This is a genomic window from Pseudomonas sp. EZ-C24 (assembly GCF_014525325.1).
GTDB lineage: Bacteria > Pseudomonadota > Gammaproteobacteria > Pseudomonadales > Pseudomonadaceae > Aquipseudomonas > Aquipseudomonas shirazensis.
This window is the reverse complement of the sequence record NZ_JACDIU010000012.1, coordinates 214,078-231,778: the sequence shown is the minus strand read 5'-3', so window position 1 is coordinate 231,778 and position 17,701 is coordinate 214,078. Positions and strand designations below refer to the sequence as shown.

The following is a 17,701-nucleotide window of genomic DNA, read 5'->3' as shown; positions in this document are numbered from 1 at the left end:
GAATCAGATACCCCAGAGAATCTGCACACCCCAGACGAAGTAAGCGAACATCGCAACGCCGCATACCGCCTGGAACAGGAAACGAATCGCAGTCGCCGACTTGCCCAGCGCCATTGGCGTCAGGTAGTCAGTGGCGATGGTCCACATGCCGACCCAGGCGTGAGCGCCAAGGGCCACCAGGGCCAACAGACTGAAGATTCGCATCGCATTGTTGGAGAACAGAGCGTGCCACTGGGCAAACTCGATACCCGGGTGGGCGACGAGGTAGCCGATCAGGAAGATGAAGTAAGCCGCGAGAACGACCGCAGATACGCGCTGCGCCATCCAGTCATAGAGGCCCGAACGCGAGAGGTTCGTGACGTTAGTTACCATATCCAAACTCCTGCCAGCACGATCACCACTACGGAAACAGCGATGATGATTTTCGAGCCCAGTCTTCCGCCTTCCAGTGTCTCACCGACGCCCATGTCCATGATCAAATGGCGCACACCGGCAACCAGGTGATACAGCAGGGCAGAGAGGAGACCCCACGCCACGAACTTGGCCAGCGGACTGGTCAAGCACGCCTTCACCTCGCCGAAACCTTCCTCCGAACCCAGGGATTTGCTCAATGCGTAAAGCATGATCGCCAAGCCCAGGAAGAGAATGATGCCGGAGACACGGTGCAGGAATGACGTAATACCGGTAATGGGGAGTTTGATGGTCCTTAGGTCTAGGTTTACAGGTCGTTGGCTTTTCACGGCTTTTTTCACACTGAAGAGCCCCAAGCTAACAGGGCAAAGTTGTTGGTAAGTGTACTGGTCAGGTACCCACCACCCAGAGAACGGCGACCCCCAGCAATCGGGCTTGCAAGCCCTTGGCGGTCGGCTGCCGAGTATAGACAGTTAGGCTGCTTATGACAACGTGATGGGCTAGCCCAAATAGCGCATTGCCTTTAGCGAACAAAAGGCGTAAACGGGCGCCAATTTCTTGAAAAATCAGGCCTTAGGGGGTGATTCAACCCACCTTTAGGCAAATTGACATCTGAATTTATCCCTCTATAGTGGTGCGGGCCCTGCGTGGGGGGTCTGTCTGATGATTTCAAGCATTAATAGGAGGCCACATGGCTGACAAAAAAGCGCAGTTGGTCATCGAGGGCGCAGCCCCCGTCGAGCTGCCCATTTTAACCGGCACCGTTGGTCCCGATGTAATCGACGTCCGCGGGTTGGGGGCTTCTGGTCACTTCACCTTCGACCCAGGTTTCATGGCGACTGCCTCGTGCGAGTCGAAGATCACCTACATTGACGGCGACAAGGGCATCCTGCTGCACCGCGGCTACCCGATCGAGCAGCTCGCCGAGCAATCGGACTACCTCGAAACCTGCTACCTGCTGCTCAACGGCGAACTGCCGAATGCTGAGCAGAAGGCGCAGTTCGTCAGCACCGTCAAGAACCACACCATGGTTCACGAGCAGCTGAAGTCGTTCTTCAACGGTTTCCGCCGCGACGCTCACCCGATGGCGGTGATGTGCGGTGTGGTCGGCGCCCTCTCGGCGTTCTACCACGACTCCCTGGATATCAATAACCCGCAACACCGCGAAATTTCCGCGGTGCGCCTGGTCGCGAAAATGCCGACCCTGGCAGCGATGGTTTACAAGTACTCCATGGGCCAGCCGATGATGTACCCGCGCAACGACCTGTCGTACGCGGAAAACTTCCTGCACATGATGTTCAACACCCCGTGCGAGATCAAACCGATCAGCCCGGTGCTGGCCAAGGCGATGGACCGGATCTTCATCCTCCATGCCGACCACGAGCAGAACGCTTCGACCTCCACCGTACGTCTGGCCGGTTCGTCGGGTGCCAACCCGTTCGCCTGTATCGCAGCCGGCATCGCCGCGCTGTGGGGCCCGGCACACGGCGGCGCCAACGAAGCCGTACTGACCATGCTCGATGAAATCGGCGATGTTTCCAACATCGACACTTTCATCGCCAAGGCCAAGGACAAGAACGATCCGTTCAAGTTGATGGGCTTCGGTCACCGCGTCTACAAGAACCGTGACCCGCGCGCCACCGTGATGAAGCAGACCTGCGACGAAGTCCTGCGCGAGCTGGGCATCAAGGACGACCCGCAACTGCAACTGGCCATGCGCCTTGAAGAGATCGCTCTGACCGATCCGTACTTCATCGAGCGCTCGCTGTATCCGAACGTCGACTTCTACTCGGGGATCATCCTCAAGGCGATCGGCATTCCGACCAGCATGTTCACCGTGATCTTTGCCCTGGCACGTACTGTCGGCTGGATCTCGCACTGGAAAGAAATGCTCTCCAGCCCGTACAAGATTGGCCGTCCACGCCAGCTGTACACCGGTGAGCCGCAGCGCGATATCGTCAACCTGACGGATCGCAAGTAAGCATCGCTGGTTTAATGCTGAATGCGTAAAAAAGGCTGCCCTCGGGCAGCCTTTTTGCATTTGCCGATCAGGGCTTCTCGGCGCGCTCGCGCAGCGCCTGCAGGGTATTGAACGGTGCATCCACGACGAATTTGTTGGCGAGCCAGGACGGCACGCTGCCACCTGGTTCGGTGTGCACCTGATAGGTCACCTCAGTGCTGTCACCCTTGGGCACCAGCTTCCAGAAGCCTTCAACCTTGGCCACCCGCACAAAACCCTTTTCTGCCGGCAGATAATCGGGCTTTTCTTCCAGCGTGCGCAGCAGGCTGCCGTCCGCTTGCTGAGTGGTGGTAACCAGCATCACCGAGTCGCGCGGGGTAACCAGCGGCGGCGTATTGAAGCGGCTGTAAGTCCAGGTTTGATCACCCTCATGCTTGAGCAGCTTCTGCGACTCGCACTCATGGATCCAGGCACAGGCCCCGGCGACGTCTTCCTGCAGCGCCTTGACCTTGGCCAGCGGTGCCTTGATCACCGTCACGCCGCGGTAGGCCTTGTACTGCGATCCTGCCACCTCGCTGAGCGACACGGTGATGCCGTCCTTGTCCTTGGCCACCTGCCAGTTTTCTGCCCAGGCGGCCGGAGCCAACAACACACCCATGCCACACAGCAGTGCAATACGCTTGAACGATCTCATCATGCTTATCCTTGTTGTCGAAGATACCGTGTCACGCCGCCGTCATCTGCTCCAGCCAGCCAAGAAGCCTGATTGCCTCGTCACTGTCACTGCCACACACCTCGACATCGGCCTTGAAGCCACCACACACTGCGGGGCGCTCCGGCCTGCCGAAAAGCTCACAGAGATTGCTCGGCGTCAGGTGCAGGCAGCGCTCACCGGCCGGCTTGCCATGTGGCATGCGCGGCATGGGCGAGCTGATCGAAGGGGCGATGCAGCATGCACCGCAACCCTCTCGGCATTTCATCAAGTCTAGACTCCTGGAACAAAACGGGACGAACGTCCCTGATAGTAACGACTCAAACATTCGTTTGAAATTGCTGGCCAGATGAAATCTGCCGTGACCCGGCAGTCAGTTGCAGTTACTGGCGGAATTGAAAATCGATGGCAGCGCCTTCGACTTCACGCCGGCTGTCATTGCGCAACTGCAGCTGCATCTCGTTGTTGATCAAGCGCCCGTTGAGCTGAAATGGGCTGTCATCCGCCGGCGGGTTCTCCGGGAACATCGACGGCAGCAGAGGCTTGCGCCGTTGCGACGACAAGGTATTCACCTCCGGCTCCAGCTTGTCGACCAAGTGCGTAGGCAAGCTGAGGTCGAGCTTGGTCTTGGGTACCGGTTTGGCCACAGCCTTGCTGACTGCCTTGCGCTTGTTTCTCGCCACAGGCTTGGCCTTGGCCTTCTTCCGTACCGCAGCCTTTGCCGGGGGCGTGCTCGCCTTGCCAGCGGTGGCTTTGCTGGCCGCCTTGGCCGGGGCAGCGACGGGCGCTGTGGACGCAGCCTGCAGCGCACCGCTGGAGAAACACAGCGGAGCCAGGCAAAACAACAGGGCAAAACAGCGAAGCGCTTTCATGAACTCCATAAACACCGCTGAATGACAGGACTATGCTGGCGGTTCCGCCTGAGTCTGGCAAGACTAGAACAGTGAACTGGCCGAGTCTTTGCACAATTGATGGGCCAGCAGGCCAAGGGTGATCACGGCGCGCTCGGCTTCCTTGTTCCACGGGATACCGCAATTGAGCCGAATACAGTGGTTGAACTGCTCGGTATTACTGAAGATCAACCCTGGCGCGATACTGATGCCCTGCTCCAGCGCGCGCACATGCAACTCCTGGGTGTTGACCCGCCCAGGCAGACTCACCCAAAGGATGAAACCGCCGGTTGGCCGGGTCATTTGCGTGCCCTCAGGGAAGTGCTGCTGCACCGCCAACTGATACGCACTGAGGTTCTTGCGGTATTCCTGGCGGATAAAGCGCAGGTGGCGGTCATAGCCGCCGTTTTCCAGGTACGCCGACACCCCCATCTGAGTCACGCTGCAAGCCGAGTGGGTAGTGAAAGTCTGCAAGCGCTGGATCTCGGCCTGATAACGGCCGGCAATCATCCAGCCCACCCGTACGCCGGGCGATAAGGTCTTGGAAAAGCTCGAGCAGTAGATCACCCGATCCAGCCGGTCGTAGGCCTTGAGTGCCTTGGTGCGGCCCTGTTCGAACATCAGCTCGCCGTAGATATCATCCTCGACGATCTGGATGTCGAAGTCCGACGCCAGCCGCAGCAGCTGCTTCTGGCGCTCTTCCGGGATGGTGCCGCCAAGCGGGTTGCTCAATCGCGCAGTCAGTACCAGCGCCTTGATCGACCACTGATTGGCCGCCAGCTGCAATGCCTCAAGGCTGATGCCGTTGGCAGGGTCGCTGGGGATCTCGATGACTTTCAGCCCAAGCAGATCAGCCAGTTGCAGCAGGCCGTAATAGGTCGGCGACTCGGCTGCGATCAGGTCGCCCGGCCGGGTCAGCACGCGCAGCGACATCTGCAGCGCATCGACACAGCCATGGGTCACGATGATCTCACTCGGGTCGACCAACACACCGGCATCACGCATGCGAATGGCTATCTGTCGACGCAGTGGCTCGAAGCCCGGGCTGAACATGTAACTGAACGCGCGCGGGCTATGAAAACGGGTGACCTTGGCCAATTGCTGGTGTAGCGCTCGTACCGGCAGATAGTCGACATGCGGCACGGCAGCGCCGAACGGGAATACGCCATCCCGACGTGCCTCGGTCAGTACCTGCTGGATGATGGTCGCGCGGGTGACCAGGCCAGGCCGCTCGACGCGGGCGATGTCCGGCGTCTGCGCAGTCAACGCTGGCGTCTGGTGCACATAGTAGCCGGACTGCGGCCGTGCGCGGATCAGCCCCTGGTCTTCCAGGTTGGCGTAGGCCTGAAGCACGGTTGCGTGGCTGACATTGAGCTGCGCGCTCATCTTGCGCACCGACGGTACTCGCTCCCCGGGCTGGTAGACACCGCGACGGATGTCCTCAGCCAGTTGCTGGGCGATGCGCTGGTACAGCAGCAGGTTGGTCATGACGGATTCTCGAAGCGCGGACGGGTCGTTGTTTTTATGCGACTCACTGATAGGCAGAATACCGGAACAGTTGCAAAGTGTACGGGGACAGATTGCAGAATAGTCGACATTACAGTTACGTGACCAGCACCCTTTCAGGGTTTATCCACGCCAGCTCACGGGGCCATGCAACGGCCCCGCGAGCAGCATCCGTCAGCGTGGCGCGGCGAGTTTGCCCTTGTCGTCCGAGAAGACGATCTCGACTCGGCGGTTCTGCGCCCTGCCCCGCTCCGAAGCATTGACGTCGATCGGGTACTGGTCGCCGTAACCCTCGACCTGAATACGCTTCTCGTCGATACCCAGATCGACCAGCATATCGGCCACGGCCTGTGCACGATCACGCGACAGCTTGAGGTTGTCTTCCGGCGTACCAGTGCTGTCGGTGTAACCCTCGATGCGGATCACACGGCGCGGATTGAGCTGGAGAAACTGCACCAGCTTGAGCACGGTGCGACTTGCCGAATTCTTCAGATCAGCCCGACCGGTGTCGAACAGCACATCGCCGAGGGTCATCACCAGGCCGCGTTCGCTCTGCTCGGAGGCCAGCGCGCTGATCTGCGCTTCGACCCACTTGCCTTGCTGCTGCACACTGGCCAGCTTGGCCTCACGTAGCGCCAATTGCAGGCGCTGACGCTCCAGATCAAGCTTGGCGATGCGCTCCTGATTCAACGACAGCTTGGCGTGCTCGGCAGCGATCTCGCTGTAGCGCTGGCTCAGATAAGCGTAGTGGCGCACATCGGCACCGGTGCCGATGTAGCTGGACAAGCGCTCGGCCTTGGCAAGCGACTCGCCGGCGCGGATCACGTCGCGTGGCGCACTGCGCAGCACGTTGGAGTCATCCTTGACCTTCTGGAACGCCGCGCTGGCGTCCTCCAGGGCCGACTCGCTGCGCTGGCTGGCACAGCCCTGCAGACCGACCAGCGCCAGCAATGCCAGCGCCGCGATTGGCGTAGTGCGATTCATGGCTGCGCCTCCAATTGCTTGCGCAAGCGCTTGACGCGCGACTGCAGCACGGTCAACTGCTCTTCGCTCTTGAGCGTCAATACCTGTGCCTCGGCCAGGCGCGCATCCAGTTCGGCCTGCTCAGCGCGCATGCGTGCATCGCGATTGTCCTGGCTGAGCAGATTGGCTTTGGCGCGAGTCAGTTTTTCGTCTGCCAGCTTCAGCGCTTCGACCTGATCGGTGGCACCGACGGCCTTGGCCTGCTCCAGCGCCTGCTCGGACAGCCGCAGTTGTTCAGTGGGCGCCGGATCATTGGCACAGCCAGCCAGGCTGGTGATGGCCAGGGCCAGCATCAAGGGTTGGATTCTCAACACGGTCTTCCTACTGTTTGGGGGCATCCTGGGGCACCAACATCTGCGCCTTCCAGCGTTCGACGTTACGTTGCAGCACCGTTTCGGATGCACCGGAGATCGGCAATTCTGTCAGTTTTTTTGCCAGTTGTCCGCGCAACCAGGCGTCATTGCAGGCCGAGTTGTGCGACACCGCCAGGTACAGCCCGGGGCGGTCCACCGGCAGGCCACGGGCGATCAGGTCATTGGCCATGCCCAGGCCCTGGACCATGGCCATGCCCGAGTAGCGCCCGGCCAGCACATAATCAACCTGACCGAGCACCAGCTTCTGGAACGCCTGAGTCAGGTTCTGCGCCGGCACCAGCTTGAGCTGCGCCTTGGCAAAGGCCTCGAAGGCCGGGGTCAGCCGCGCCCGCTCGGACAAAGTGCCCTGATAGCGAGCCAGATCAGCCGGCCCGTCGAACACCACGGCGCCGTCATGCCGGGTCCAGACCAAGTATTCATTGAGCTGCAGCGCAGGGTGGATGTAATCCAGGGCATCCAGTTGGGTTACCTGCATGGGCGTATCGAGCAACAGGTCCATACGCCCGCTGCGCACCTCTTCCAGCGCTTGATCGCGGCGGCCGGCGTGCAGCACTTCAAGCTTCAGGCCAAGCTCGGTCGCCACCTGGCGCAGCAGGTCGACGTTGGCCCCGATCAGGTGCCGCGGGTCTTGCGGGTCCTGCCATGAATAAGGCGGCGCATCCGGGCTGCCGGTGGCGACCAGGCGCTCGCACTTGCCGGCCGCCATGACCGCAGGCGACATCAGCGCGGCCAGGCAGACCAGCGCCCTGCCCGTTCTGCGAAAATTCATCCACCACTCCTTATGAAAAAAGCCCGGCCCTCATGTCGAGGGCCGGGCTTCTTTATAAGTGAAGCAGGCGGATCAGACCAGCTTTTCCAGCTCCGGAACTGCTTCGAACAGGTCCGCGACCAGGCCGTAATCAGCTACCTGGAAGATCGGCGCCTCTTCATCCTTGTTGATCGCAACGATCACTTTGGAGTCTTTCATACCGGCCAGGTGCTGGATCGCGCCGGAAATACCGACGGCGATGTACAGCTGCGGCGCGACGATCTTGCCGGTCTGACCGACCTGCATGTCGTTCGGCACAAAGCCTGCGTCTACCGCAGCGCGGGATGCACCAACGGCGGCGCCGAGCTTGTCGGCCAGGGTGTACAGGTGCTTGAAGTTGTCACCGTTACCCATGCCGCGGCCGCCGGAAACGACGATCTTGGCAGCAGTCAGCTCGGGACGGTCCGACTTGGCCAGCTCTTCGCCAACGAACGCCGACTTGCCGGCATCGTGGGCAGCGCTGACGGCTTCGACAGTGGCCGAACCACCTTCGGCAGCAACCGGATCGAAGCCGGTGGTACGCACGGTGATGACCTTGACGGCCGCGCTCGATTGCACGGTGGCAATGGCGTTACCAGCATAGATCGGGCGCTTGAAGGTGTCGGCAGACTCGACCGCGATGATCTCGGAGATCTGGTCGACGTCCAGCAGTGCAGCAACCCGTGGCAGGATGTTCTTGCCGTTGGTGGTGGCCGGAGCCAGCACGTGGCTGTAACCCTTGCCCAGCTCGGCCAGCAACGGCGCGACGTTTTCCGGCAGCAGGTGGGCATAGGCGGCGTTGTCGGCTACCAGCACCTTGGCCACGCCAGCGATCTTGGCTGCGGCTTCGGCGACAGCACCAACGTTGGCGCCGGCGACCAGTACGTGGACTTCACCACCAATCTTGGCGGCAGCAGCAACGGTATTGAGGGTGGCCGGGGCAACAGCGCCGTTCTCGTGTTCAGCGATAACCAGGATAGTCATTTAGATTACCTTCGCCTCGTTCTTCAATTTCTCGACCAGTTCAGCCACCGACTTGACCTTGATACCCGCGCTGCGTGCAGCCGGCGCTTCGACTTTTACGGTCTTCACAGTGGAGGCGGTAGAAACGCCCAGCGCGTCCGGAGTAACAGTCTCCAGTGGCTTCTTCTTGGCCTTCATGATGTTCGGCAGCGACGCATAGCGCGGCTCGTTCAGGCGCAGGTCGGTAGTGACGATCGCCGGCAGGTTCAGCGATACAGTCTGCAGGCCGCCATCGATTTCACGGGTGACATTGAGCTTGTCACCGGCCACCTCAACCTTGGAGGCGAAGGTGCCCTGGGCGTAGCCAGTCAGCGCCGCGAGCATCTGCCCGGTCTGATTGTTGTCGCTGTCGATCGCCTGTTTGCCGAGGATCACCAGTTGCGGCTGCTCCTTGTCGACCAGCGCCTTGAGCACCTTGGCCACGGCCAGCGAGTTCAGTTCATCACTGGTCTCGACCAGGATGGCACGGTCAGCGCCGAGGGCCAGCGCGGTGCGCAGTTGCTCCTGGGCAGCGGTCGGGCCGACTGCAACGGCGATGATCTCGGTCGCAATGCCCTTTTCTTTCAGGCGTACGGCTTCTTCCACCGCGATTTCGCAGAAGGGGTTCATGGACATCTTGACGTTTGCAAGGTCGACGCCGGAGTTATCCGCTTTGACGCGAACCTTGACGTTGTAGTCGACCACTCGTTTGACAGCTACAAGAACCTTCATGGATTCCTCGTTACTCTCCGGTGAAAAGAAACTCGCCTGGGGACAAAGGCCCGGCGATTGCGCGTGGGTACAAGGGCACCTCTAAAAACGAATCGGCCAGAGGATTATTCACTGTGACTGATAAGTCCTGTAGCGACTGCCGAGGCAGAACCTGCGGGTCATTTTCTGTGGTGGCGTGTAAACTCCACTACATGACGGCTTTCAGCCCGAAAACCCTGCTCTACACCTGGTCTTTAGGGGTGCTCCTGCGCCCATCGATCAGCCTACGGCGAGCGTAAAACCGCTCGTATCTTGACCGTAACACCCAGCCTGGTCAATACGGCAAATCGGCCAGCCTCCAGCCGCCTCCCTGTGGTTTTACTGGTCTGCGGCAAATTCAAACAAACGTTTGTATTGGACCGTTGGAGTGGTGTAGATATAATGCGCGGCATGACCCAGCGGTGTAGTCCGTGTTCGGTAAAGCTACAGCCTAGATAGCTACCGGTGACTGCCCGTCCCCCCGACAAGAAACAGCGATGAGCCTTGAGTAGGAGAGAACCAGTGGAACGCGAATACATGGAATTCGACGTGGTCATTGTCGGCGCCGGGCCGGCAGGCCTGTCCGCCGCCTGCCGTCTGAAGCAGAAGGCCGCCGAAGCCGGTAGCGAGATCAGCGTCTGCGTGGTCGAGAAAGGCTCCGAAGTCGGCGCTCACATCCTCTCTGGCGCGGTGTTCGAACCGCGCGCGCTGGACGAGCTGTTCCCTGACTGGAAAGCGCTCGGCGCCCCGCTCAACACCGCGGTCAAACGCGATGACATCTATGTCCTCAAAGATGCCGGCAGCTCGACCAAGGTGCCTGACCTGTTCGTGCCCAAGACCATGCACAACCAGGGCAACTACATCATCTCGCTGGGCAACCTGTGCCGCTGGCTGGCCCAGCAGGCGGAAAACCTCGGCGTCGAGGTTTATCCAGGTTTTGCCGCTCAGGAAGCGCTGATCGATGACAACGGCGTAGTCCGCGGCATCCTCACCGGCGACCTCGGCGTCGACCGCGAAGGCAAGCCGAAAGATGGCCTGTACACCCCAGGCATGGAACTGCGTGCCAAGTACACCCTGTTCGCCGAAGGCTGCCGCGGGCACATCGGCAAGCAGCTGATCAAACGCTTCAATCTCGACAGCGAGTCGGATGTGCAGCACTACGGCATCGGCATCAAAGAGATCTGGGAGATCGACCCGAGCAAGCACGAGCAAGGCCTGGTGGTGCATACCGCGGGCTGGCCGCTGGATGTGGTCAGCAACGAGAACACTGGTGGCTCGTTCCTCTATCACCTGGAGAACAATCAGGTGGTGGTTGGCCTTATCGTCGACCTGTCCTACTCCAACCCATACCTGTCGCCGTTCGATGAGTTCCAGCGTCTCAAGCATCACCCGGTGATCAGCCAGTACCTTGAAGGCGGCAAGCGCATCAGCTACGGAGCCCGCGCAATCGCCAAGGGCGGCTTCAACTCGCTGCCGAAGATGGTCTTCAATGGCGGCGCACTGATTGGTTGCGACCTGGGCACGCTGAACTTCGCCAAGATCAAGGGCAGCCATACGGCGATGAAGTCAGGCATGCTCGCCGCTGATGCGGTGGCTGCTGCGTTGCTGGCCGGGAGTGAAGGCGGTGATGTGCTCAATAGCTACGTCGATGGCTTCAAGGCCAGCTGGCTGCATGACGAGTTGTTTGCCAGCCGTAACTTTGGCCCGGCGATGCACAAGTTCGGGCCGCTGTTTGGTGCTGCCTTCAACTATGTCGACCAGAACTGGTTTGCCGGCAAGCTGCCGTTCACCCTGCGTGATACCAAGCCTGATTATGCGTGCCTGAAACTGGCGGCAGACTCGAAGAAGATCGATTATCCGAAGCCGGATGGCAAGTTGAGCTTTGACAAGCTGAGTTCGGTGTTTCTCTCCAGCACCAACCATGAAGAGGAGCAGCCTTGCCACTTGAAGCTGGCTGATCCGAGTGTACCGATTGCCAGTAACCTGCCGTTGTATGACGAGCCGGCGCAGCGATATTGCCCGGCTGGGGTGTATGAGGTGGTTACGCAGGAAGATGGCGCCAAGCGGTTCCAGATCAATGCGCAGAACTGTGTGCATTGCAAAACGTGTGATATCAAGGATCCGGCGCAGAATATTACCTGGGTTACGCCTGAGGGTGCGGGTGGGCCTAACTATCCCAATATGTGATTTTTTGGGGTTGGTTTGAGGTTGGGGGCTGGGGCTTATCCGTTTGCTTTATGGGTAGGTCCGGCCCCTTTCGCCCTTACGGTGAGTCAATTTTGTGGAAAACGCCCGGGGGTCTCAAAAAAGTGACTCCCCGTAAGGGCGAAAGGGGCCAGAACTATCTATAAATCAAATGGATAAGCTCAAAAGACCCGCGATCAACCCGAAGACAGCCAAGCCTAACTAAGCAGCCCCCTCGCGACACAAAGCCGCCCCTGAAGCAGAACTATCACCTGCAAACACCAACGACTCCCGCCCCTGAAAATACAGCGCAGTCACCACCCCAACCACCCCCATCACCAAACAGAACCCCACACAAACCCAAGGACTCCAAGGCATCAAGGCGATCAAAGCCAAAGGCGTAGTACTTGCCCACAATGCATATGCCACGTTATAGGTAAAGGAAATCCCGGAAACCCGAATCTGCGCCGGAAACAACCCGACCATCACCGAAGGCACCACCCCCACCACCCCACAGCAAAGACCCGCCAGCGCATAGGCCGGCCAGATCATCCCCCACTGCCCCACCAGACTCGCATACAACGTGGCAATCCCCACCGGCAGCGCCAGGCTATAAACAAGCAACGCCCGCCACGCCCCGATGCGGTCAACCAGCAACCCCGCCAGCACGCAACCAATATTCAAGAACACGATCCCGACACTGCTCAAGGCAAAGGTATGCCCAGCACTGATAGCAAAGCGCTGCTGCATCACTGTAGGCGTAATCACCACCAACACCACCACCGCCGAAGTCAGCACACAGGTCAGCAGCGCCGCCGGCAGCAACGCCCGCCGATGCTCGCGCAACACCTGGCGCAACGGAAACGCCACCGGCTGCTCACGCCGCTCACGCAGCGCCAGAAACACCGGCGTCTCACTCAACCAACGGCGCAGCCAAACCCCAATCACGCCGAACACCCCGCCAAGCAAGAACGGGTAACGCCAGGCGTAATCAAGGATCTCCTGCGGGGTAAACAGCTGCGCCAGCAAAGTAGCCGTAAGCGCGCCGAGCAAATAACCAAAGGTCAATCCAGCCTGCAAAAAGCCCAATGCGTAGCCGCGCCGGCCATCCGGCGCATGCTCGGCAACGAAGGTCCAGGCGCTGGGCACTTCACCGCCCACTGCCGCGCCCTGCAGAATCCGCAGCGCCAATAGGATCAACGGCGCGGCGTAGCCGATGTCGGCGTAGGTCGGCATCACCCCGATCAGCAGGCACGGCAGCGCCATCATCAGGATGCTCAGGCTGAACACCCGCTTGCGGCCCAGATGGTCGGCAAAATGCGCCATCAAGATACCGCCCAACGGCCGCGCCAGGTAACCAGTCACAAAAATCCCGAAGCTCTGCAACAAACGCAGCCACTCAGGCATTTCCGGCGGGAAAAACAGCTGGCTGAGGGTCAGGGCAAAGAACACGAAGATGATGAAATCGTAGATTTCCAACGCGCCGCCCAGCGCCGCCAGACCCAGGGTCCGGTGGTCAGCGCGGGTAAACCGCGGCGCAGGCGCGCTATCGATGGCTGTCATGGCAGAGTCCGCAGATCGGCAAAGGGCGAGAGAATAACAAACCCTGCAGCCATCAGGCGCATCCAGGCTTAGCGGTTGAACACGGTCTGGGCGAAGTTGCGCCGCAGTCTTGGATAGCCCGAGCCTGGGGAAAGCCCGGGCGGCAGCGGCAACTGGCCGACCACCATCGGCAGGTCGATGATTGCCATAAAGGACTCCAACGCCTCGCTGTCAGGCACTTTCGGCAGGCTGATGCTCACCGCCTTGCGCTCGGTCTGCGGCACCGCCGGCACTTTCAGGCGCTGCGAGTGATACAGCAGGGCATGCTGAATCTGCGAACTGACCCGACAGAAACGCGCCAGATCAACACCGGCGTGGCTAGCCAGCTCGATGTTGCCAATCAACAGATTGAACGGCTGCAGCGCGCTCTGCACCAGGCGCTGCAAGTCTTCGAAGTTTTCCACCGGGGCGATCCGGTAATACCCCATGGCATTAAGCATCTTCTCCAGCTGCAAACGCTGGGACGGGTGCTCGTCGGCGATGAGGATGCGCAAGGATTTATGAGGCATCGATCGAACCTGGGCAGAGGTAAGGACACACGCTCCATGACCATACTGCGCCAGTTCAGGCATGCCCGGTGACTACCAGGCGGGGTCTTTACTGATACTCGTCGCTAAAACGCGAGAAATCAAGGTGCCAGCACGGGGATTTTCACTGGCCGCCGTTCACGATTCCCACTGGCGCATGCGCACGCGGCAGTGCTTCATGGCATTGACGATGTGCTTTTCCACAAGACTGCGGGAAATACCCAGACGCTCGGCAATCTGCGGATGCGACAGACCGTCGATCTTGCGCAGCAGAAAACACTCGCGACACGGCGCGCTGAGTTCATCCAGTGCGCGCTGCATCAGCGCCAGGCGCTGGCCAAGCTGCATGCTCTGCGACGGCGCCGGGCTGTGCCAGCGCTCATCGCTGTCGAGCACATCGAGCGATTCGGTCTGGCGGATCAGGTGGCGGCGGTGGCGGTCAATCACCAGGTTGAGCGCAGTGCGATAAAGGAACGCGCGGGGATGCTCGATCTGCTGCGTATCGGTACGCTCCAGCACCCGCAGATAAGCGTCGTGAGCCACGTCTTCAGCGGCCTGGCGATTGCCCAGACGCGCGCAAAGAAAGCTCACCAACTCGCGATAATAATGTTCCACAACGGCACCTGGCGTCTCCCTGCTGGGCAATATGCACTGCATTGACGCGGGACTGAGTGATATCAGAGTGCGATCTTACAAATTATAATTATTCTCAGCAACAAGCACGCGATCACCTTTTCCGGCTAAATCCGGATAGAGCGCTTTCGTCTATCTGGCACCTCCGTGCGCGCCCTGATTGGCAGCGTGTGGCCAACCTCACTGGCTGGAAGTTCGCATGAGTCGCTCAACCACCACCCGCCACCGTGTTTTGCTCGGTGGCCTCGGCCTGCTGGCACTGGGCAGCGTACTGGCCTGGGCCAGCTTGCCCTTGGCTGGCGCGCCAGTCAGCACCGTCGCGGTTACCCGCGCCGACATCGAAAGCAGCGTCACCGCGCTGGGTACCCTGCAGCCACGCCGCTACGTCGACGTGGGGGCGCAGGCGTCGGGGCAGATCCGCAAGCTGCACGTCGAAGTCGGCGACCCGATCCGCCAGGGTCAGCTGCTGGTCGAAATCGACCCCTCGACGCAACAGGCCAGGCTCGATGCCGGGCGTTATTCGATCGACAACCTCAAGGCGCAACTGGCTGAGCAACGCGCGCAATTCCAGCTAGCCCAGCAACAACAGCAGCGCCAACGTGCACTGGCTGCCGCCGGCGCCACCCGTGCCGAAGACCTGCAAAGCGCTGACGCCCAGCTCAAGGTCACCCAGGCGCGCATCGACATGTACCAGGCGCAGATCCGCCAGGCCCAGGCCAGCTTGCGCAGTGATGAAGCCGAGCTTGGCTACACGCGTATCTTTGCCCCAATGGACGGTACGGTGGTGGCGCTGGACGCGCGCGAGGGCCAGACCCTCAACGCCCAACAGCAGACCCCGCTGATCCTGCGCATCGCCAAGCTGTCGCCGATGACCGTCTGGGCGCAGGTCTCGGAAGCCGACATCGGCAAGGTCAAGCCGGGCATGAGCGCTTACTTCACCACCCTCGCCGGCGGCAAGCGCCGCTGGACCAGCCAGGTAAGGCAGATCCTGCCGATCCCGCCCAAGCCGTTGGATCAGACCAGCCAAGGTGGCGGCAGCCCGGCCAGCGCCAGCGCCGGTACCACCGGCAGCCAGGTGGTGCAGTACACGGTACTGCTGGATGTCGACAATCCCGACGGCGCGCTGATGGCCGAGATGACCACCCAGGTGTTCTTCGTCGCCGGCCAGGCCAGCCAGGTCCTGACCGCGCCATTGGCCGCCTTCGACGAAGGCAAGGCCGAGGGCCTGCGCCTGGCGCAGGTGGTCAAGCGCGACGGCAAGATCGAGCAGCGCGAGGTCCGCACCGGCCTCAGTGATCGACTGCGCGTGCAGATCCTCGACGGCCTCGCCGAAGGCGAGCAACTGGTCATCGGCGCGCCCAGCGCCAGCGGAGGTTGAATGTCTGTGCCTCTGATCGAGCTGAACGGCATCTGCAAAGTCTACGGCGGTATCGACAGCCCTGAAGTGCAGGTATTGCGCGGGGTCAGCCTGAGCATTCATCCGGGTGAATTCGTCGCCATCGTCGGCACCTCCGGTTCCGGCAAATCGACCTTGATGAACATCCTCGGCTGCCTCGACCGGCCCTCCTCCGGCAGCTACCACTTCGCTGGCAAGAACGTTGCAGAACTGGACAGCGATGAGCTGGCCTGGTTGCGCCGCGAAGCGTTCGGTTTCGTCTTCCAGGGCTACCACCTGATCCCGTCTGGCTCAGCCCAGGAAAACGTCGAGATGCCTGCCATCTACGCCGGGACCGCGGCCGCCGAGCGCCATGCCCGCGCCGCCGCCCTGCTCGACCGGCTGGGCCTGGCCAGCCGCACCGGCAACCGTCCGCATCAGTTGTCGGGCGGCCAGCAGCAGCGAGTATCGATTGCCCGCGCCCTGATGAACGGCGGCCATATCATCCTGGCAGACGAGCCGACCGGTGCGCTGGACAGCCACAGCGGCGCCGAGGTGATGAACCTGCTCGACGAGCTGGCCAGCCAGGGCCATGTGATCATCCTGATCACCCACGACCGCGAAGTCGCGGCCAGGGCAGCGCGGGTGATCGAGATTCGTGACGGGCAGATCGTCAGCGACTCGGCGGCTGGCCAGCCGCCTGTGGTCATACAAGGGCTGCAGGCCGATGACCTACGCCAGCGTCTGGATCAGGGCGCCGTCGAGCGCGGCGCCTGGAAAGGCGAGCTGGTCGAAGCCTTGCAAGCCGCCTGGCGGGTGATGTGGATCAACCGCTTTCGCACCGCACTGACCTTGCTTGGCATCGTCATCGGCGTCGCCTCGGTGGTGGTCATGCTCGCTGTAGGCGAAGGCAGCAAGCGCCAGGTCATGGCGCAGATGGCCGCGTTTGGCTCGAACATCCTCTACCTGAGCGGGCGCCACGCCACCCTGCGCGAACCGGGCGGCATCGTCAGCCTCGATGACGTTGCCGCGGTCGCGCAACTGCCGCAGGTCGAGCGGATCATGCCAGTCATTGGCGGCGAGCTGATGGTCCGTCATGGCAACAACAATCAGCAGTTCTATGTCGGCGGCAACAATATCCAGTTCCCGCATATTCTCAACTGGCCGGTGGTGGCCGGCAGCTTCTTCACCGAGGCCGACGAGCGCTCCGGCGCCGCTGTGGCGGTGATCGGGCAGAAGGTCCGCGACAAGCTGCTCGCCCCGGGCAGCGATCCGATCGGCCAGTACCTGCTGATCGGCAACGTGCCGTTTCAGGTAATCGGCATGCTCGCGGCCAAGGGTGCCAGTTCCGGCGATCAGGACAGCGACGAGCGCATCGTGGTGCCCTATACCGCAGCGGCGATCCGCCTGTTCGGCAGCCACGACCCTGAGTACGTGATCATCGCCGCCGCCGATTCGGCCAGGGTCAGCGCCACCGAAGCAGCCATCGAGCGTTTGATGCGCCAGCGCCACCAGGGCAAGGCGGATTTCGAACTGACCAACGACGCGGCGCTGATTCAGGCCGAAGCACGCACGCAGAACAGCCTGTCGCTGATGCTCGGCGCCATCGCCGCGATCTCGCTGCTGGTCGGCGGCATCGGCGTGATGAACATCATGCTCATGACCGTGCGCGAGCGCACCCGCGAGATCGGCATCCGCATGGCCACCGGTGCCCGTCAGCGCGACATCCTCCGCCAGTTCCTCAGCGAGGCGGTGATGCTGTCGATGGTCGGCGGCGTGACCGGCATTGTCCTCGCCCTGGCGATTGGCGGCGGCCTGCTGCTGGCCGACATCGCCGTAGCCTTCGCCCTGCCGGCCATTCTTGGCGCCTTCGCCTGCGCCGTGGTGACAGGCGTGGTGTTCGGCTTTATGCCGGCGCGCAAAGCCGCCCGCCTCGATCCGGTCAAAGCCCTTACCAGCGAATAA

At 61.2% G+C, this 17,701-nt stretch carries 18 protein-coding genes; 4 read left to right on the top strand and 14 right to left on the bottom strand.

Annotation, left to right across the window (positions count from 1 at the left end):
* Positions 1-3 precede the first annotated feature (3 nt).
* Together sdhD and sdhC are read right to left on the bottom strand one after the other, a co-directional pair.
* Positions 4-372: a succinate dehydrogenase, hydrophobic membrane anchor protein gene (gene sdhD, locus IDM28_RS07815; protein ID WP_101318128.1), complete on the bottom strand. Its 369-nt coding sequence runs from the start codon at positions 370-372 to the stop codon at positions 4-6.
* Positions 366-752, bottom strand: coding sequence for a succinate dehydrogenase, cytochrome b556 subunit (sdhC, locus tag IDM28_RS07810; RefSeq protein WP_178080755.1), 387 nt, complete (start codon positions 750-752; stop codon positions 366-368). The genes sdhD and sdhC overlap by 7 nt, the downstream gene beginning before the upstream one ends.
* Before the next feature lie 350 nt (positions 753-1,102).
* On the opposite strand from sdhC, the gene gltA reads away from it, so the two are divergent.
* Entirely contained in the window at positions 1,103-2,392 is a 1,290-nt protein-coding gene (gene gltA / locus IDM28_RS07805; protein ID WP_101318124.1) for a citrate synthase, read from the top strand.
* Positions 2,393-2,459: 67 nt separating this feature from the next.
* On the opposite strand, the gene IDM28_RS07800 is transcribed toward gltA, so the two are convergent.
* The 9 genes from IDM28_RS07800 to IDM28_RS07760 all read right to left on the bottom strand — a co-directional run bounded on the left by IDM28_RS07800 (position 2,460) and on the right by IDM28_RS07760 (position 9,397).
* Positions 2,460-3,065 carry an START domain-containing protein gene (locus tag IDM28_RS07800; protein WP_101318122.1) on the bottom strand — a complete coding sequence of 202 codons (606 nt, stop codon included), beginning with the start codon at positions 3,063-3,065 and terminating at the stop codon, positions 2,460-2,462.
* A gap of 31 nt (positions 3,066-3,096) precedes the next feature.
* A complete protein-coding gene (locus IDM28_RS07795) occupies positions 3,097-3,351 on the bottom strand; it encodes a YkgJ family cysteine cluster protein (RefSeq protein ID WP_101318120.1) in 255 nt (84 codons plus the stop codon).
* Positions 3,352-3,466: 115 nt separating this feature from the next.
* Positions 3,467-3,955: a hypothetical protein gene (locus tag IDM28_RS07790; protein ID WP_150569700.1), complete on the bottom strand. Its 489-nt coding sequence runs from the start codon at positions 3,953-3,955 to the stop codon at positions 3,467-3,469.
* A gap of 63 nt (positions 3,956-4,018) precedes the next feature.
* Positions 4,019-5,461 (bottom strand): PLP-dependent aminotransferase family protein, encoded by a 1,443-nt coding sequence (locus tag IDM28_RS07785; protein ID WP_101318118.1) that lies wholly within the window; start codon positions 5,459-5,461, stop codon positions 4,019-4,021.
* A gap of 192 nt (positions 5,462-5,653) precedes the next feature.
* Positions 5,654-6,463: an OmpA family protein gene (locus tag IDM28_RS07780; protein WP_101318115.1), complete on the bottom strand. Its 810-nt coding sequence runs from the start codon at positions 6,461-6,463 to the stop codon at positions 5,654-5,656.
* The gene (locus IDM28_RS07775) at positions 6,460-6,813 is read right to left on the bottom strand and encodes a DUF4398 domain-containing protein (RefSeq protein ID WP_101318113.1); all 354 of its coding nucleotides are present in this window, start codon (positions 6,811-6,813) and stop codon (positions 6,460-6,462) included. The genes IDM28_RS07780 and IDM28_RS07775 overlap by 4 nt, the downstream gene beginning before the upstream one ends.
* A gap of 10 nt (positions 6,814-6,823) precedes the next feature.
* Positions 6,824-7,645: a substrate-binding periplasmic protein gene (locus IDM28_RS07770; RefSeq protein WP_101318110.1), complete on the bottom strand. Its 822-nt coding sequence runs from the start codon at positions 7,643-7,645 to the stop codon at positions 6,824-6,826.
* A 72-nt stretch (positions 7,646-7,717) separates the two neighbouring features.
* Positions 7,718-8,647, bottom strand: a complete 930-nt coding sequence (locus tag IDM28_RS07765; protein ID WP_101318108.1) for an electron transfer flavoprotein subunit alpha/FixB family protein — start codon at positions 8,645-8,647, stop codon at positions 7,718-7,720.
* Complete coding sequence (locus IDM28_RS07760; protein ID WP_101318106.1) at positions 8,648-9,397, bottom strand: electron transfer flavoprotein subunit beta/FixA family protein; 750 nt, start codon at positions 9,395-9,397, stop codon at positions 8,648-8,650. It lies immediately after the preceding gene.
* Between the two features lie 540 nt (positions 9,398-9,937).
* Here IDM28_RS07760 and IDM28_RS07755 point away from each other — a divergent pair.
* The gene (locus tag IDM28_RS07755) at positions 9,938-11,602 is read left to right on the top strand and encodes an electron transfer flavoprotein-ubiquinone oxidoreductase (RefSeq protein ID WP_101318104.1); all 1,665 of its coding nucleotides are present in this window, start codon (positions 9,938-9,940) and stop codon (positions 11,600-11,602) included.
* 219 nt (positions 11,603-11,821) lie between these two features.
* Here IDM28_RS07755 and IDM28_RS07750 read toward each other — a convergent pair whose 3' ends face one another.
* The 3 genes from IDM28_RS07750 to IDM28_RS07740 all read right to left on the bottom strand — a co-directional run bounded on the left by IDM28_RS07750 (position 11,822) and on the right by IDM28_RS07740 (position 14,343).
* Positions 11,822-13,162, bottom strand: a complete 1,341-nt coding sequence (locus IDM28_RS07750; protein WP_188035660.1) for an MFS transporter — start codon at positions 13,160-13,162, stop codon at positions 11,822-11,824.
* A 68-nt stretch (positions 13,163-13,230) separates the two neighbouring features.
* The gene (locus IDM28_RS07745) at positions 13,231-13,710 is read right to left on the bottom strand and encodes a response regulator (protein WP_101318100.1); all 480 of its coding nucleotides are present in this window, start codon (positions 13,708-13,710) and stop codon (positions 13,231-13,233) included.
* Between the two features lie 156 nt (positions 13,711-13,866).
* Positions 13,867-14,343: a sigma-70 family RNA polymerase sigma factor gene (locus IDM28_RS07740; RefSeq protein WP_101318098.1), complete on the bottom strand. Its 477-nt coding sequence runs from the start codon at positions 14,341-14,343 to the stop codon at positions 13,867-13,869.
* A 217-nt stretch (positions 14,344-14,560) separates the two neighbouring features.
* Between IDM28_RS07740 and IDM28_RS07735 the strand changes: the two genes are divergently transcribed.
* Positions 14,561-15,739: an efflux RND transporter periplasmic adaptor subunit gene (locus IDM28_RS07735; protein WP_101318096.1), complete on the top strand. Its 1,179-nt coding sequence runs from the start codon at positions 14,561-14,563 to the stop codon at positions 15,737-15,739.
* On the top strand, positions 15,740-17,701 hold the full coding sequence (locus tag IDM28_RS07730; RefSeq protein ID WP_188035659.1) for a MacB family efflux pump subunit: 1,962 nt from the start codon (positions 15,740-15,742) through the stop codon (positions 17,699-17,701).

Excerpts from the sequence above, each read along its gene's own strand:
- IDM28_RS07735 (WP_101318096.1), top strand. The coding sequence starts at position 14,561 with ATGAGTCGCTCAACCACCACCCGCCACCGTGTTTTGCTCGGTGGCCTC.
- gltA (WP_101318124.1), top strand. The coding sequence starts at position 1,103 with ATGGCTGACAAAAAAGCGCAGTTGGTCATCGAGGGCGCAGCCCCCGTC.
- IDM28_RS07795 (WP_101318120.1), bottom strand. The coding sequence starts at position 3,351 with ATGAAATGCCGAGAGGGTTGCGGTGCATGCTGCATCGCCCCTTCGATC.
- IDM28_RS07760 (WP_101318106.1), bottom strand. The coding sequence starts at position 9,397 with ATGAAGGTTCTTGTAGCTGTCAAACGAGTGGTCGACTACAACGTCAAG.
- IDM28_RS07780 (WP_101318115.1), bottom strand. The coding sequence starts at position 6,463 with ATGAATCGCACTACGCCAATCGCGGCGCTGGCATTGCTGGCGCTGGTC.
- IDM28_RS07745 (WP_101318100.1), bottom strand. The coding sequence starts at position 13,710 with ATGCCTCATAAATCCTTGCGCATCCTCATCGCCGACGAGCACCCGTCC.
- IDM28_RS07750 (WP_188035660.1), bottom strand. The coding sequence starts at position 13,162 with ATGACAGCCATCGATAGCGCGCCTGCGCCGCGGTTTACCCGCGCTGAC.
- IDM28_RS07800 (WP_101318122.1), bottom strand. The coding sequence starts at position 3,065 with ATGAGATCGTTCAAGCGTATTGCACTGCTGTGTGGCATGGGTGTGTTG.
- sdhD (WP_101318128.1), bottom strand. The coding sequence starts at position 372 with ATGGTAACTAACGTCACGAACCTCTCGCGTTCGGGCCTCTATGACTGG.
- IDM28_RS07785 (WP_101318118.1), bottom strand. The coding sequence starts at position 5,461 with ATGACCAACCTGCTGCTGTACCAGCGCATCGCCCAGCAACTGGCTGAG.
- IDM28_RS07765 (WP_101318108.1), bottom strand. The coding sequence starts at position 8,647 with ATGACTATCCTGGTTATCGCTGAACACGAGAACGGCGCTGTTGCCCCG.
- IDM28_RS07730 (WP_188035659.1), top strand. The coding sequence starts at position 15,740 with ATGTCTGTGCCTCTGATCGAGCTGAACGGCATCTGCAAAGTCTACGGC.
- IDM28_RS07790 (WP_150569700.1), bottom strand. The coding sequence starts at position 3,955 with ATGAAAGCGCTTCGCTGTTTTGCCCTGTTGTTTTGCCTGGCTCCGCTG.
- IDM28_RS07770 (WP_101318110.1), bottom strand. The coding sequence starts at position 7,645 with ATGAATTTTCGCAGAACGGGCAGGGCGCTGGTCTGCCTGGCCGCGCTG.